At 39.6% G+C, this 15,433-nt stretch carries 12 protein-coding genes; 6 read left to right on the forward strand and 6 right to left on the reverse strand.

Annotation, left to right across the window (positions count from 1 at the left end; translation table 11 throughout):
* Nucleotides 1-58: 58 nt before the first annotated feature.
* The 4 genes from mqo to betI all read right to left on the reverse strand — a co-directional run bounded on the left by mqo (nucleotide 59) and on the right by betI (nucleotide 6,052).
* Nucleotides 59-1,699: a malate dehydrogenase (quinone) gene (gene mqo / locus J663_RS06095; RefSeq protein WP_032052492.1), complete on the reverse strand. Its 1,641-nt coding sequence runs from the start codon at nucleotides 1,697-1,699 to the stop codon at nucleotides 59-61.
* 510 nt (nucleotides 1,700-2,209) lie between these two features.
* On the reverse strand, nucleotides 2,210-3,868 hold the full coding sequence (gene betA, locus J663_RS06100) for a choline dehydrogenase (protein WP_033848534.1): 1,659 nt from the start codon (nucleotides 3,866-3,868) through the stop codon (nucleotides 2,210-2,212).
* Between the two features lie 95 nt (nucleotides 3,869-3,963).
* Nucleotides 3,964-5,436: a betaine-aldehyde dehydrogenase gene (betB, locus tag J663_RS06105; protein ID WP_005075388.1), complete on the reverse strand. Its 1,473-nt coding sequence runs from the start codon at nucleotides 5,434-5,436 to the stop codon at nucleotides 3,964-3,966.
* Nucleotides 5,429-6,052, reverse strand: coding sequence for a transcriptional regulator BetI (betI, locus tag J663_RS06110; protein ID WP_005070763.1), 624 nt, complete (start codon nucleotides 6,050-6,052; stop codon nucleotides 5,429-5,431). Before betI ends, betB begins: the two co-directional genes overlap by 8 nt.
* Before the next feature lie 264 nt (nucleotides 6,053-6,316).
* Here betI and J663_RS06115 point away from each other — a divergent pair, with 264 nt between their 5' ends.
* From J663_RS06115 to J663_RS06130, 4 genes are all read left to right on the forward strand, one after another.
* Nucleotides 6,317-7,939: a BCCT family transporter gene (locus J663_RS06115; protein ID WP_002117782.1), complete on the forward strand. Its 1,623-nt coding sequence runs from the start codon at nucleotides 6,317-6,319 to the stop codon at nucleotides 7,937-7,939.
* 121 nt (nucleotides 7,940-8,060) lie between these two features.
* The gene (locus tag J663_RS06120) at nucleotides 8,061-10,127 is read left to right on the forward strand and encodes a choline transporter (RefSeq protein WP_033848536.1); all 2,067 of its coding nucleotides are present in this window, start codon (nucleotides 8,061-8,063) and stop codon (nucleotides 10,125-10,127) included.
* A gap of 11 nt (nucleotides 10,128-10,138) precedes the next feature.
* Complete coding sequence (locus J663_RS06125; protein WP_002117499.1) at nucleotides 10,139-10,753, forward strand: MarC family protein; 615 nt, start codon at nucleotides 10,139-10,141, stop codon at nucleotides 10,751-10,753.
* Between the two features lie 250 nt (nucleotides 10,754-11,003).
* Nucleotides 11,004-11,519: an acyl-CoA thioesterase gene (locus J663_RS06130; protein WP_005070756.1), complete on the forward strand. Its 516-nt coding sequence runs from the start codon at nucleotides 11,004-11,006 to the stop codon at nucleotides 11,517-11,519.
* Between the two features lie 128 nt (nucleotides 11,520-11,647).
* Here the strand turns inward: J663_RS06130 and J663_RS06135 are convergent, their stop codons facing one another.
* Nucleotides 11,648-11,848, reverse strand: a complete 201-nt coding sequence (locus tag J663_RS06135; protein ID WP_032005829.1) for a hypothetical protein — start codon at nucleotides 11,846-11,848, stop codon at nucleotides 11,648-11,650.
* 500 nt (nucleotides 11,849-12,348) lie between these two features.
* On the opposite strand from J663_RS06135, the gene J663_RS06140 reads away from it, so the two are divergent.
* Entirely contained in the window at nucleotides 12,349-13,347 is a 999-nt protein-coding gene (locus tag J663_RS06140) for a CobW family GTP-binding protein (RefSeq protein WP_033848539.1), read from the forward strand.
* Between the two features lie 42 nt (nucleotides 13,348-13,389).
* On the opposite strand, the gene dctA is transcribed toward J663_RS06140, so the two are convergent.
* A complete protein-coding gene (dctA, locus tag J663_RS06145) occupies nucleotides 13,390-14,652 on the reverse strand; it encodes a C4-dicarboxylate transporter DctA (protein ID WP_033848541.1) in 1,263 nt (420 codons plus the stop codon).
* Between the two features lie 189 nt (nucleotides 14,653-14,841).
* On the opposite strand from dctA, the gene J663_RS06150 reads away from it, so the two are divergent.
* On the forward strand, nucleotides 14,842-15,372 hold the full coding sequence (locus J663_RS06150) for a YaeQ family protein (RefSeq protein ID WP_033848544.1): 531 nt from the start codon (nucleotides 14,842-14,844) through the stop codon (nucleotides 15,370-15,372).
* Nucleotides 15,373-15,433: the final 61 nt, after the last annotated feature.

Consider the following 15,433-nt stretch of genomic DNA (forward strand, 5'->3'; position numbering starts at 1 on the left):
AAACAAAAGGACGAATCGAAATTCATCCTTTTGGTATTTTACTTATACATCGTCAAACTTAGTTTGCCTTTGCAACTGGGGCAGCAGCAGTTTCATCGTTTGCAGCTTTGAACGGAGATGTATAGTTCAAGCCAAGTGTAGAACTTGTGTACTGACGAACTTTGTCGAGTAACACAGGATCTTTGCTTAAGTCTTGTTTATAAGAAACCACAATTTCATGAAGCTTCTGGTTCCACTTACCTTCAGTTTGCTGAGGGAAAGCTTTTTCAAGCAAGTTAAGCATGATGTATGGAGAAGTCGAAGCACCCGGAGACGCACCTAACAATGCAGTTACAGCACCATCTTTAGACGCAAAGATTTCTGTACCGAATTGAAGTGTTGCAGGTTTACCCGGTTCTTTCTTAATGATCTGAACACGTTGACCACCTTGGCTTAAACGCCAGTCTTCAGCTTTCGCATCTGGGTAGTATTTACGAAGTTCATTTAGACGGTCTTCATCTGACATCATGACTTGGCTCACCAAGTATTTAACAAGATCAAGGTTTTCCAAGCCAACAGTCGTCATTGGTAAAACGTTGTTTTTGTTTGTTGATGCAAGTAAATCAAGCTGAGAACCATTTTTCAGGAACTTGTTTGAATACGTTGCAAATGGTCCAAACAATACATATTTTTTACCGTCGATATAACGTGTATCAATATGTGGTACAGACATTGGAGGCGCACCAAGTTCAGCACGGCCATATACTTTCGCTGTGTGTTCAGCAGTAATTTTTGGGTTGTCAGTAATTAAGAACTCACCACCAACAGGGAAGCCAGCATATTGTTTAGCTTCTGGTAAACCAGTAAGTTGCAATAATTTAACTGCTGCACCACCTGCACCGATAAATACAAAACGTGTTTTAACGTGATCTACTTTACCAGTTTTCAAATTTTTGAAAGACACAGTCCAAGTTTTGTCATCATTTTGGCTGATGCCAGTCACTTCGGTTGATGTCTGTAATTTGAAATTCGGGTTTTGATTTAAATGACCTACTAATTGTTTAGTGATTGAACCATAGTTCACGTCAGAGCCAACATCCATACGGGTTGCTGCAACTTTTTGACTAGGGTCTCGGTCATTCATCACTAAAGGTGCCCATTGTTTAATAACAGCTGGGTCTTCAGTAAATTTCATACCTTTGAACAACGGGCTTTGGATCATGGCAGCATAACGTTTTTCTAAGAATTGAACGTTATCGCCCCAAACGAAAGCAATGTGTGGAACTGGATTAATGAATGATTTTGGTTCAGCTAAAACGCCTTGTTTTACCTGATATGACCAGAACTGTTTAGCAACTTCAAATTGAGAAGCAACTTTTTCAGCTTTGGCAATTTCCATCTTACCGTTTTTCTCTTCGGTATAGTTCATTTCCATAAAGCCAGAGTGGCCTGTTCCGGCATTGTTAAAGCCGTTTGAACTTTCTTGAGCAACTTGGTCAAGACGTTCATACATACGAATTTGCCAGTTTGGTTCAAGCTCAGTGAAATAAGTACCGAGAGTGGCACTCATGATGCCGCCGCCAACAAGAACAGCATCAACAACTGGCTCATCTTTTGCAGTTTCAACTTGTTTTGACGTTGTTGGTCTAAACAAGAATGCAATACCTGCGATTAGAATAAGAATGATTAATACCAGAAGGTATTTCAAAAACTTTTTCATGTAAGGGGGACCTTAAAATAAGTTATTTGAGTCACTTAAGGTGTGAGGAAACCTAGACAGCGTATCCAGACAAAACGGATATAAATGCGAAAGTAAATTCTCAAAATTAGAGAACTTCGAAAAAAATAAAAATTACTTGGGATTATCGCAAACACTCTATATTTTAGACTAATTTTGCATTGACAAGACAATTTTTATAATAAATGGGGTTCATCAAAATCATAAATATGATTTATATTTAACCAAACTGAGCTTTAAAAAGATAATTTAAGCTCATTGTTTTTATTTAAACATTTGAAATTAAATTAATAATTTTAATTTGATTAAAGTTAAATCATTTGAAGAATATTTGCCTATAAAAATCGATTAATTTTTATTTCATACCATATTTATGTAAATAAGCTGCTCGTAAGTGCTTATTTTCTGTCATACATTGTTCTTATTAATATTGGTTCTATAAAGATTAAATTAAGGGCATATCTCTGCATAAGAAATATGCCCTTTCAGATTTTATGATGCTACATAGAACGGTGCAGTTGAACGTGGTAACGCTTCGCGTCCACGAATTTGGTCTGCAATTTTCTCGGCAATCATAATGGTAGTTGCGTTTAAGTTACCGGTAATAATGAGTGGCATGATAGAGGCATCAACTACACGTAAACCCTTCATACCGTGTACACGACCTTGACCATCTACAACAGCCATTTCATCTTCACCCATCTTGCAGCTACAAGATGGATGGTAAGCTGTTTCTGCATGGTTACGAACAAAGTCATCAAGCTCTGCATCAGTTTGCAAATGTTTACCCGGGCTAATTTCATCACCACGATATGGATCAAGCGCAGGTTGCTGCATGATTTCACGAGTAATACGAATTGCATCGCGGAACTCGCGCCAGTCTTGCTCAGTCGACATGTAGTTAAACAAGATACTTGGATGCTCAAATGGATCTTTCGATTTAAGTTTGATTCGACCACGTGAAGGCGAACGCATTGAACCTACGTGTGCTTGGAAACCATGTTCTTTCACTGCATTACTACCGTTGTAGTTAATGGCAACTGGCAAGAAATGATACTGGATATTTGGCCATGTAAACTCATCCGAACTACGGATAAATCCGCCTGCTTCAAACTGGTTACTTGCACCAATACCTGTACCGTTAAATAACCACTCGGCACCAATTGCAGGTTGGTTATACCATTTCAAGGCAGGGTATAAAGAAACAGGTTGCTTACATTTATATTGTAAGTACATTTCTAGATGGTCTTGCAGGTTTTCACCCACGCCCGGCAAATCATGAACCACATCAATGTCCATTGATTTTAAAAAGGTACTTTGACCTACACCTGAACGCTGTAAAATTTGCGGTGACGCAATTGCGCCTGCACACAGTAATACTTCACGTTTAACCAAAGCACGTTGCAAGTTGTTTTGATCAGCACCAATAATATATTCAACACCAATTGCTTGCTTTTGATTAAACAAGATTTTGTTGGTCGTCGCATGAGTTAAAATAGTGAGGTTTGGACGACCTTTTGCCATATCCAAATAACCACGTGCGGTACTTGAACGACGGCCTTTAGGCGTAACGGTACGGTCCATTGGACCAAAACCTTCTTGTTGGTATCCATTTAAGTCGTCAGTACGTGGGTAACCTGCCTGTACACCTGCTTCAACCATGGCATGGAATAGCACATTGTTGCCATTTTTTGGTGTAGCCACTGATACAGGGCCGCTATCACCATGATAGTCGTTGCCACCAATGTCACGAGTCTCGGCTTTTTTGTAGTAAGGCAAACAATCGGCATAAGTCCAGTTTTCAAGGCCTTTATGGGTCGCCCATTGTTCTAAATCCATTGCGTTACCGCGGATATAGCACATACCATTAATTAAAGATGAGCCACCTAAGCCTTTACCACGACCACACTCCATACGACGGTTGTTCATGTGTGGCTCTGGGTCAGTTAAATAAGCCCAGTTATAGCGACGACCTTGAAGAGGGTAGGCCAAAGCTGCCGGCATTTGTGTACGGAAATCCAAGCGATAATCTGGTCCACCTGCTTCTAGCAGTAAAACGGTGGTATCTTTGTCTTCAGTAAGACGCGCAGCGAGTACATTTCCGGCAGATCCTGCGCCAATAATAATGTAATCATATTCTTTAATATTCATAACTATCCTTTTTTTACTAACAGTTTGCCTGAGCAATCTATAAAGACTGCTCGGCATATGTGATTTAGGTTGAAGGTTTTACAGCGATTGAGGCATTAAAAAATGCTTTGATAATCGCCAAGTTCAACTTGAATAGATTTGATACGGGTATAGTGCCCAAGCGTAGTTAAGCCATTTTCGCGGCCTACACCAGATTGTTTATAGCCACCGACTGGCATCTCGGCAGGCGATTCGCCCCAAGTGTTAATCCAGCAAATACCAGCTTCAATTTGGTGAATAATGCGATGAGCACGGCTGATGTCTTGAGTAACAACCCCAGCAGCTAAACCAAAGGTGGTGTCGTTAGCACGGCGGATGACTTCTTCTTCGGTTTCATAGCTTAAGATGCTCATGACAGGTCCAAAAATTTCTTCTTGAACAATGGCCATCTGGTCAGTGCAGTCACTAAATACTGTCGGTAGTACATAAGCGCCTTTGGCAAGTTCGCCCTCAGTTGCGCGGCCACCACCAATTAACACTTTAGCGCCTTGTTGTTTGCCTGACTCAATGAAGGACAACACTTTTTCCATATGAGGGAAGCTAGTGAGCGGACCGAAGTTTGTGTCTTCAGCCATTGGATCGCCAATGCGAATACGTTTTACACGCTCTACAACCGCTTTTTCAAAGTCAGCTAAAAGTGATTTTGGAACAAATACGCGTGTACCGTTAGTACATACCTGACCTGAGCTAAAGAAGTTCGCCATGACTGCAATATCTGCGGCACGGTTGAGGTCGGCATCTTCACAAATAATCAGTGGAGATTTACCACCGAGTTCCATGGTCACTTCTTTTAGCGTAGAGCCAGCAGCACTTGCCATGACTTTTTTGCCAGTTTCCACACCACCAGTAAATGAGATTTTTTCAATCACGGGATGTTCAGTCAGCCACTGACCGATTTCACGACCAGCACCTTGCACCACGTTAAATACGCCGTCTGGAACGCCTGCTTCTGTATAGATTTCTGCAAGTTTAAATGCAGTGAGTGGAGTGGTTTCACTTGGTTTGAAAATCATGGCATTACCCGCAGCAAGGGCAGGGGCAGATTTCCATAAAGCAATTTGAATTGGATAGTTCCAAGCACCAATACCAGCAACTACACCTAACGGTTCACGGCGTGTATAAAAGAAACTTGATTCGCGAAGTGGAACTTGTTCACCTTGAATGGCTGTTGCAAGTCCTGCGTAGTATTCGAGTACATCTGCGCCAGTCACAATATCGACTGTAGATGTTTCGCTAAAAGCTTTACCTGTGTCGAGTGTTTCAAGACGGGCAAGCTCATCATTACGTTCACGAAGAATGTCGACAGCACGACGTAAAATACGTGAACGTTCCATGGCAGTCATGGCAGCCCAGATTTTTTGTCCTTGTTGGGCACTTTGTACAGCAGCTTCAATATCTTGTTCAGAAGCTTGTTGAAGAGTCGCGATTGTCTCGCCGTTGGCAGGGTTAATACTATTAAATGTTTTACCACTGGTTGCTTTAACGTAGCGTCCATGGATATACAATTGATGAACTTGTACATCACTCATTTTGTCTCTCCTGCAAAGGCTTGTTCGCAAATTGCAATTGCGTTTGTACATAATCGTAAGCAATGGAACGAGCAAGATTGCTGTCAAATTCGTTATGACGGCTTAAACTGCCTCGTAACCATAATCCATCAATCAATGCTGCCAAACCTCTAGCGGCAACACTGGCCTGTTGTTCATCCATTAACTTAAGAAAATAAAACTTTAAGTTGGAGTACAGGCGTTGATCATTAATCTTTTGTAAGCGGCTTAAGTCTGGTACATGCATACTTGCTGACCAAAAGTCCAACCAGACCCGCATTGCTTTTTCATTGACCTGACTAATGTCAAAGTTAGAGTCGATAATGGCCTTAATCTGGCTCTCTGGATGCGAATCTGCTTCTGCTCTGTACTGTTCGGTTTTACGACGCAGAACATTTAACATTTCTTGCATACAGGTATTTATCAACCCTTGTTTGTCGCCAAAATAATGGCTAACAATGCCGGTCGACAGCTCGGCTTTTTTTGCAATTTGAGCAATGGTGGTATTGGATAACCCCACTTCATAAATTACGTCGAGTGCAGCGTTCATGATTTCTTCACGTCGCACATGTTCTGGTTTTACTCTGCGTTTTGTCATGGTTGTCCACATCAGCACTTTTATGGGTGCTTAAAATTCAACATGTTAACTTGCAGAGCATCATAGCACTTTTTTATCATACTTGTTATTGATTGAACGTTCAATCAATAACAAGTATGATATGTAAAAATCAATGAATTTTTGAACAAGCTTCTAAAAATAAAGAGGTGAAATCAAAGGTTCTTAAGGATAGGATGATGCGCATAAGTACATTACTTATCACGTTATTTTGAGAAAAATACACCGATTGCAAGGAGCAATAAGATGGTGTTGAAAAGTGATGGATATTCTTCAGACCATATTCGGTTAAATCGTTTCGTATTTTGGAGTTCAGCAATCAGTATCGGTATTTTTGGCCTACTTTTTGTGCTGTTTCCAGAAAAAAGTCAGTTTTGGCTGACCTATGTACAAGAGCAGGTAAATCACTTTTTTGGGTGGTATTACATGCTAGTTATTGTGCTGTGTCTGGGTTTTGTTGGTTGGCTCGCTTTTTCGAAAGTGGGGCAGATTCCTTTGGGAAAAGATGACGACAAACCAGAGTTTAGTTATTTGGCTTGGACTTCAATGCTGTTTTCGGCAGGGATTGGTATTGCGCTACTTTATTATGGTGTGGCCGAGCCTGTTGACCATTTTTTAAGACCGCCAGAAGGTGAGGCAGGAACGATTCAGGCAGCCCGTAATGCGATGACTTATAGCTTTTTGCATTGGGGGATTCATGGTTGGGTGCTCTATGCATTGCTCGGAGTTACTTTAGGTTACTTTGCTTTCAGACAAAACTTGCCATTAGCACTTCGCTCGGCGCTTTACCCAATTTTTGGAGAGCGAGTGCATGGCTTGGTGGGTGATTTTGTCGATGGCTTTGGAATTTTAGCGACGGTCATTTCTTTGGTCACCAACTTGGGAATCGGAGCGTTGGTGCTGGTATCGGGCATTTGTTACTTACTGCCGCAAATTCCGGATAACTCTGCGACCTTAATTACTGCCGTGCTCATCATGATGTTCGTTGCCACGATTACGACAGTGGTGGGTATTGAAAAAGGTTTGGCGTGGTTGTCGCGTATTAATTTACGTCTGCTATATGCCTTACTTTTATTTGTATTTTTAACGGGTCCGACAAACCATTTATTAAATGGTCTGGTGCAAAATACAGGCGATTATCTCAATAACTTTATTGGTAAAAGTTTTGATATGTATTTGTACAATCAAAAAGCCAGTGGCTGGTTGGGTTCGTGGACTGTATTTTATTGGGCTTGGTGGATTGCATGGGCGCCTTTTGTCGGTATGTTTATTGCCCGCATTTCAAAAGGACGTACCATTCGTGAAGTAGTATTAGGTGTATGCCTGATTCCACTCGGCTTTACACTGGCTTGGATTTCGGTTTTTGGAAACACTGCAATTTATTTTATCTTGCAGCAAAAACAGAAAGTATTAGGTGATATGGTCTTAACTGATCCAGCATTATCTTTATTTAAATTACTCGAATATCTGCCGTTTAATCCGTACGTTGCGGGTATTGTTGTTGTAATTTGTTTCGTTTTATTTTTGACACCAGTTGGCTCTGGTACACTAATGATCGCTAATTTGTCCTCAAAAGGGGGCACCAATGATAGTGATTCACCGATCTGGTTACGCGTCTTTTGGTCTGTGGTAATTACCATTGTAAGTATTGGCTTACTTTTAGCCGGTAGTTTTAACTCCATGCAAAGTGCTGTGGTGTTATGTGGTTTACCATTTTCAGTCATTATTTTGCTTTATATGTTTGGTTTAGCCAAAGCGTTAAAGCAAGATGATTTTGACCCTCAATTAGTGAAAAAACAGTTAGCTGTTTCAAAAGACATTTCAGTCCCATCGAATTGTGACCAGAATAAAGTGACCGAGGTTTTATAACCTCAATCGATCACATCTATATATTATTTTTTTGCGTTTAAAGTCGTCTTTTCATTGTTTTAAATAAGAGTGAAAAGACGAAATTAAATATTTTGTTTTTATTTTATTCCTTGAGGATTGTATGGCAACAGATAATCCAAGAGCAGTTGATGATTTAACATTATCTAAATCTAAAAAAGACCCGCTCAACCGTGTGGTTTTTTATTTTTCAGCTGTACTTATTTTAATTTTTTCTCTCGTCACGTTTTTGTTCAACGATTTTGCAAATCGAGTCATGAATGCTGTGCTTCAGTGGGTAACTTCAACCTTTGGTTGGTATTATCTGCTTGCGGCAACACTATATATGGCCTTCGTGATTTTTATTGCCTGCTCAAGATATGGCAGTATCAAATTAGGACCTAAGCATTCAAAGCCTGAGTTTAGTTTACTCAGTTGGTCTGCCATGCTGTTCTCGGCTGGTATTGGTATCGACCTCATGTTCTTCTCGGTTGCTGAACCACTATCTCATTACATGCAACCTCCGGTCGGAGCAGGTCAAACCTATGAAGCAGCACGCCAAAGTATGGTTTGGACATTGTTTCACTATGGTTTAACTGGCTGGTGTATGTATGCTTTGATTGGTATGTCATTGGGATATTTCAGCTATCGTTATAATTTGCCGCTTACCATTCGCTCTGCACTTTATCCAATCTTTGGACAAAGAATTAATGGGGCAATTGGGCATAGTGTTGATACAGCTGCCGTGATCGGGACAATTTTTGGTATTGCGACGACCTGCGGGATTGGAGTAGTACAGCTGAATTATGGCCTACATGTGTTATTGGGGTTACCAGAAAATATCTGGATGCAATTTATCCTGATTGCTGTTGCGGTCGGCATTAGCGTTATTTCGGTGACATCCGGGGTCAATAAAGGCCTGCGGATTTTATCTGAAATTAATATTTATGTTTCGGTCGGGTTATTGCTGTTTATTTTATTCTTGGGAAATACTGAGTTTTTACTCAATGCCCTTGTCCAAAATATTGGTGACTATTTAACTCGTTTCCCTGCTTTAGCATTACAAAGTTTTGCTTTTGAACAGCCGAAAGAGTGGATGAGTAGTTGGACTTTCTTCTTCTGGGCGTGGTGGATTGCTTGGTCTCCATTTGTAGGACTCTTTCTGGCACGTATCTCAAGAGGGCGTACCATTCGTGAGTTTGTATGCGGTACCTTAATTATTCCACTTCTATTTACACTCACGTGGTTATCTATTTTTGGTAATAGCGCACTGCACAGTGTTATTTTTGAAGGCAACCAAACCTTAGCAGCAACGGTATTAGCAAATCCGGCTCATGGTTTTTATGACTTATTAGCACAATATCCGGGCTTTACCTTTATCGCTTCAATTGCCACCGTAACAGGGCTTTTGTTCTACGTGACTTCTGCCGATTCGGGAGCGCTGGTTTTAGGTAACTTCACCACTAAACTTACTAATATCGATAATGATGCTCCACGTTGGCTAAGCGTTTTTTGGGCTGTGGCGATTGGTTTACTCACATTAGCCATGCTCATGACCAACGGCATTACCGCCTTGCAAAACGCAACTATTATTATGGGGTTGCCGTTTAGTTTTGTGATGTTTCTTGTGATGGCTGGGCTTTATAAGTCCCTTAGACTTGAAGATTACAGGCATGCTAGTCGCAGTATGAATGCAGCGCCAGTCGTAGGGAACGTTGATATTCTGAACTGGAAACAGCGTTTAACTCGAGTGATGCATCATCCGGGAACTACTGAAACACACCGCATGCTAGATACGGTGTGTTTGCCAGCTGTTCAGGCTGTTGCTGATGAGTTGATTAAGCAGGGTATGAATGTGGACGTGCAGCAAACCCCGCTTGAAGATGAAGATACGCTTTACCATCTAGATCTCACTATCCATTTGGAAGAAGAGCAAAACTTTGTTTATCAGATTTGGCCTGTACGCTATAGCGCGCCGAACTTTAGCCAGCGTGTAAAACGAGGCAAACAGTTCTATTTCCGACTTGAAACCTATCTTTATGATGGCTCTCAAGATAACGATCTGGTCGGTTACAGTAAAGAACAGGTCATTAACGATATTTTAGATAAATATGAAAGACATATGACATTCTTACATATTAATCGTATTAGCCCCGGGAATCGTCCATTGTTCCCAGATCCACAAGCTTAAGAGGAAAATGCATGGCTTCTCCTTATCTACATTCTTTTGCTTTATTTTTCTCTTTGCTCAATCCATTTTTAATGAGCATTTATATGATTGGCCTGATTCGCCATTCAGAAGCTAAGGTGTTTAATAAAGCACTGATTCAGGGAAGTTTGATTGCTTTTGTCGTCTTCATGCTATTTGCATGGGGCGGCGAAACAATTTTTAGTAAATATCTGAATGTACGTTTTGAAGCCTTTCAGATTTTTGGAGGTCTTATCTTTTTGGTGATTGGCTACCGCTATGTGTTTCAGGGTGCCGACACCATTGGAGAAATGCGTGGTGCTCCAGAACATCTGGCTGGCACCATTGCCATGCCGTTTATGATCGGCCCAGGGACTATTAGCGCTGCGGTAGTCACAGGGATTGAAATGTCAATTGGTGAGGCAGCGCTAGTAATTGCCTTCACCTTGTTTTTAACTTGCAGTATTTTGATTTTGATGAAATTTTCACATGATCATTTACGCTATAAACATGCCAAACATATTGACCGCTATTTTGATATTGTCGGGCGTTTATCTGCTTTATTAATTGGTACGATCGCCATTGATATGATTATTAATGGTGTGACAGGCGTCATTAATAAAGTTTAGCAAGTCATTCATAAGAACCTGCTATGCCATTGAACATGGAATAAAATGGCATAGCATCTTCTAAAAAATTCTAAGATAAATAAAACAGCTTTAAAAAATAACTTTAAAAATAGTGCCTTAAAAAATTAAATTTTTAAAAACAATCAAAGATATTAAAAAATACGATGCTATGTTATGGATTTAAGCATGTTTTTTTTGTGAATTATCAACCATAATGTTGACTGAGCTTGTTTTAAGACAGAGTTGAGCTATGCCTACATTAGATGAAATGACCACAGCAACTGATGATCAGTCTGAATTGACGATGTCAGTTTTGATGACGCCTGATATGGCAAATTTTTCAGGTAATGTTCATGGTGGTACGATTCTAAAACTACTAGACCAAGTCGCTTATGCTTGCGCAAGTCGTTATTCGGGTGGCTACGTGGTGACTTTATCTGTAGATAAAGTAAATTTTAAAGAACCTATTTATGTAGGTGAGTTGGTAACCTTCTTGGCAAGTGTGAACCATGTAGGTCGTACTTCAATGGAAGTCGGTATCCGTGTTGAAGCGCAAAATATCCAGAAGCGGACAGTGCGCCATACCAATAGCTGTTATTTCACGATGGTTGCTGTTGATGAACAGGGTAAGCCATGTGAAGTACCTCAATTAAATCTCAATACAGAATGGAAGCGTTGCCGCTTTGAAGCTGCTGAGCATCGTAAGGTTTTACGTCTTCAAGAAAATCACAACCCATCTTGTAGCATGTATAAGAAAACTTCTTAAAAAAGATTGAATTAAAAAAGGATCGAACCGCAGCATGGTTCGATCCTTTTTCTTCTTTACCAAAATTCAGCGTCCATTTTTCATTTTAGTAAAATTATCTCTGAGCTTGGAGGAGAATGCTGAGAGAATTAACGAGTTGCAGGAGCAGCTTCAGAAGCAGAACCTACAGCATCAGATGCAGCATTTGCAGTGTTTGCTTGTTCTTGAGTTGAAACAACAACTTTTTCTTCACCAGCAGCGTTATGTGCTTGGTCGTGCTTAGAAGCAGCAAAAGTTGAAGCAGCAGTTAAAGCAAGTGTAGTAGCGAGTAAAGTTTTAGCTAATTTCATTTTATGGCATCCTTAAATTTCATTTAAAAATAAATTAAACCTAATCGTTCATACATACCTGAAACCTGTATGGCTGAATGACTAAGCTAGGACACATGCTAAGCTGAGGTTGGTATTACATCAATTAACTTAACAATCTATTACGGCTATCTTAACAATATGAAATATACGGGTCATTTATGTGAGCAATCTGTAAAATAAAGGGGCTTAAATACACCTTAAAATGTGAAAAAATATTTCTTATCGAGTGAAAAAAAACCAAATTGGTTACGTAAACCTAACACTCTGGCATGAATTATGAATATGCTTGAATAGGATATTTCGTTTGAATTGTAGATATTAAAAGTTAATTTAGATAATTGATGAGATGCCTGTCACAAATTGAGAGCTTTAGCCTGATAATTGAAAAGTATATCTTCAAAGTTAAAAATCATTTTCATGGGATTTAAACAGTGATATACCTTTCTTAGTTTTTTATACCTTGTTGATTTGAGCCGCTTGTGAAACTGATAGCCCCAAAAACTGTTCCCACCCATATTATTTCCGGTTTTTTAGGGGCAGGAAAAACCACGTTGTTACAGCATTTATTAAGCCAAAAGCCTAAAGATGAGGTTTGGGCTGTATTAATGAATGAATTTGGGCAAATTGGAGTAGACCAACAACTCTTACCCCAAGAAGAAGGATATGCGGTCAAAGAACTATTAGGGGGCTGTCTATGTTGTAGCAGTCAATTACCGATGCATATTGCTTTAGCCCGTCTATTGAGTGAACAAAAGCCAGATCGACTCTTTATTGAGCCGACTGGACTTGGACATCCTTCTCAATTATTTGACCAACTGACTGAACCTCATTGGCAAAGCAGTTTAGCTATGCGAGCACTGATTACGGTGGTAGATGGCAGTCGTTTGCACGATACCAATTGGGTTAAACAAAACCTTTATGAAGATCAGTTAAAAGCTGCTCAAATTGTGGTGGTATCACATACCGATGTGATGACTTTTGAAGATGATCAGGCGCTTGAGCTATTAAAAGACGAATACCAGCCTTATCATCAAGAGTGGATTAAAATTGAACATGGTCAGTTAGCGTTAAATAAAATTGATGTAGCTGCTCGTTTAACTGAGCGATCTATACAACCTTTACTGAAACTTCAAAAACAAATGACTGAAACCGAGGTTAAGAAGGAAATTAATCAATTACCTTATCATTATGTCGAGTCGGCACAAGGCTATATTGTGGCAGGTTGGAAATTACCTAAACGCTGGAAATTCGATTTTTATAATTTGCTAGATTTATTATGTGCGCAGCAAGACTGGCTTCGAATTAAGGGAATTTTTAACACAGATCAAGGGTGGAAAGTTTTTAACTTTAATCCTGATCAGTTTAATTATAAGTCAGGTGAAGAGGGCATTGATAACCGCATTGAAATCATTAGCGAACATAACCATGATTGGTTAGTTTTTGAAACAGCTTTACTTGCCTGTCAGCTTGAAGAATAGAGAACATTAAACCAAAGATGATTTAATGTTCTCATAATGGATTTAAGGTTTTGTATCTAACACAGCTTTAGCTTGAGCATGATCAATATCTTTTTCCCAGTGTGCAATCACTACGGTCGCGACACAGTTACCAATTAAGTTGGTACAGGCACGAATAATTCCAATAAACCAGTCGACTGAAAGTAGAAGCACTAAGCCAATTGCAGGGAGACTTGGTATCACTGAAAGTGTGGCTGCAAGAATAACTAAAGCCGAGCCTGGAATACCGTGAGCGCCTTTAGATGTAATGAGCGAAACCAGCAAAATAGCCAGTAAGTCATGCATAGACAAATCAATATTGCAGGCCTGTGCAATAAAGATCACCCCTAACGTTAAGTAAATTGAAAACCCGTCTAGATTAAAAGAATAACCTGTAGGTATGACTAACCCTACAGTGGAATCTTTGATTCCCAAATTTTTGAGTTTTTTCATAATTTGTGGAAGAACAGAGTCAGAAGAAGCAGTACCTAAAACAATAGCGAGTTCATCTTTAAAATAGCCCACAAATTTGAAAATATTGAGACCAGCAAGTTTTAAAATCGAACCTAAAACAATAACGACAAATAAAATGCAGGTTGCATAAAACAGTAAGACTAAATAACCCAATTGTAAGAGTGAATCTAAACCAAATTTGGCAGTCGTATAAGCCACTGAACCGAATACACCAATTGGAGCTAAACGAATAATGAGCCCCATAATTTTAAAGAAGACTTCTGAAAAAGCTTCAAGTGCTTGACGTACCAGCTCTGCTAAATGTTTAGGAATTAAAAGTAGGGAAACACCAAATAAAATAGCGATCAATAAAACCTGTAAAATATCGCCGTTTGCAAAAGCAGCAGTGAAAGTTTTTGGAATAATATTGAGTAGAAATTCCGAACCTGTATGCATCTCGTGGGCACGTTCGGTATAGGTACTTAAATCTTTTGCATCTAAATGGCTAATATCGATATTCATACCGACGCCCGGTTTAAATACATAGGCCACAATAATGCCTAAAATTAAGGCAATAGTAGTAACCACTTCAAAATAAAGAATGGTTTTTGCACCGACTTTGCCCATTTTTTTTATGTCATTTGCACCATAGATTCCCAGTACAACAACACAAAACACAATTGGTGCAATAAGCATCTTAATTAAAGAAATAAAACCATCACCTAATGGCTTGAGAGATAGGGAGAAATCATGGAAACCGATTCCAACTGCAACTCCAAGGAATAGAGCACAAAGAACCTGTAAAAATAAACTACGCTTGAGCTTTAGCCACATAAGTCATCAATTTTAGCAAGAGGAAAATATATCTCTCTAAAGCAAAAAGCCGGCCAACTATAACTTGAGGGGAGCGTTTTGGAAGAATATGCAAATTTCACATGACTATGCTTTGGATTGTTCAGTTTTTTTATAATTTCTTATCCAAAATCGAGTATCCTTAGCGCCAAATTTTGGGACATATTAATCATGGCGCTTAAAGCAACAATTTATAAGGCAGACTTGAATATTGCCAATATGGATGACCATATTTATGGTGATTATCAACTGACGCTTGCCTTGCATCCTTCGGAAACTTTAGAACGCTTAATGGTTCGTTTGATGGCCTTTGCTCGTTTCGCAAGTGATGAGCTTGAGTTTACTAAAGACCTTTTTGAAACTGACGAGCCAGCGTTATGGCAAAAAGATTTAACGGGTCAGTTAGAAACATGGATTGAAGTTGGTTTGCCATCTGAAGATAAAGTCAAAAAAGCCAGTGCACGTTGTAAAACAGTGGCGATTGTTGTTTATGGCACACAAGTCGAAGACTGGTGGAAACGAAACAGTAAAATTAAAACGTTAAGTAACGTTCAGGTTTGGCAAATTGCCCCTCAAAGTACAGTAGAGCTAGAGCAACTGTGTGAACGTACGATGCAGCTTCAATTAAATGTCATGGACAACGAGTGGACGCTTTTAGGTGAAAAGGGCCAGGCAACTGTTGTGTGGACACAGTTACAGTAACACAGAAAAGCGCAACAAATTCTACAGATTCAGTTGGTACACTAATGTACCAACTGCGATT

Source organism: Acinetobacter sp. 826659, from assembly GCF_000588515.1.
Taxonomy (GTDB): domain Bacteria; phylum Pseudomonadota; class Gammaproteobacteria; order Pseudomonadales; family Moraxellaceae; genus Acinetobacter; species Acinetobacter pittii.

What these genes read in the sequence shown, in the direction of transcription:
- J663_RS06135 (WP_032005829.1), bottom strand. Translation starts at nt 11,848, where the DNA reads ATGAAATTAGCTAAAACTTTACTCGCTACTACACTTGCTTTAACTGCT.
- betB (WP_005075388.1), bottom strand. Translation starts at nt 5,436, where the DNA reads ATGAGTGATGTACAAGTTCATCAATTGTATATCCATGGACGCTACGTT.
- betA (WP_033848534.1), bottom strand. Translation starts at nt 3,868, where the DNA reads ATGAATATTAAAGAATATGATTACATTATTATTGGCGCAGGATCTGCC.
- J663_RS06120 (WP_033848536.1), top strand. Translation starts at nt 8,061, where the DNA reads ATGGCAACAGATAATCCAAGAGCAGTTGATGATTTAACATTATCTAAA.
- J663_RS06150 (WP_033848544.1), top strand. Translation starts at nt 14,842, where the DNA reads ATGGCGCTTAAAGCAACAATTTATAAGGCAGACTTGAATATTGCCAAT.
- betI (WP_005070763.1), bottom strand. Translation starts at nt 6,052, where the DNA reads ATGACAAAACGCAGAGTAAAACCAGAACATGTGCGACGTGAAGAAATC.
- J663_RS06125 (WP_002117499.1), top strand. Translation starts at nt 10,139, where the DNA reads ATGGCTTCTCCTTATCTACATTCTTTTGCTTTATTTTTCTCTTTGCTC.
- J663_RS06130 (WP_005070756.1), top strand. Translation starts at nt 11,004, where the DNA reads ATGCCTACATTAGATGAAATGACCACAGCAACTGATGATCAGTCTGAA.
- dctA (WP_033848541.1), bottom strand. Translation starts at nt 14,652, where the DNA reads ATGTGGCTAAAGCTCAAGCGTAGTTTATTTTTACAGGTTCTTTGTGCT.
- mqo (WP_032052492.1), bottom strand. Translation starts at nt 1,699, where the DNA reads ATGAAAAAGTTTTTGAAATACCTTCTGGTATTAATCATTCTTATTCTA.
- J663_RS06115 (WP_002117782.1), top strand. Translation starts at nt 6,317, where the DNA reads ATGGTGTTGAAAAGTGATGGATATTCTTCAGACCATATTCGGTTAAAT.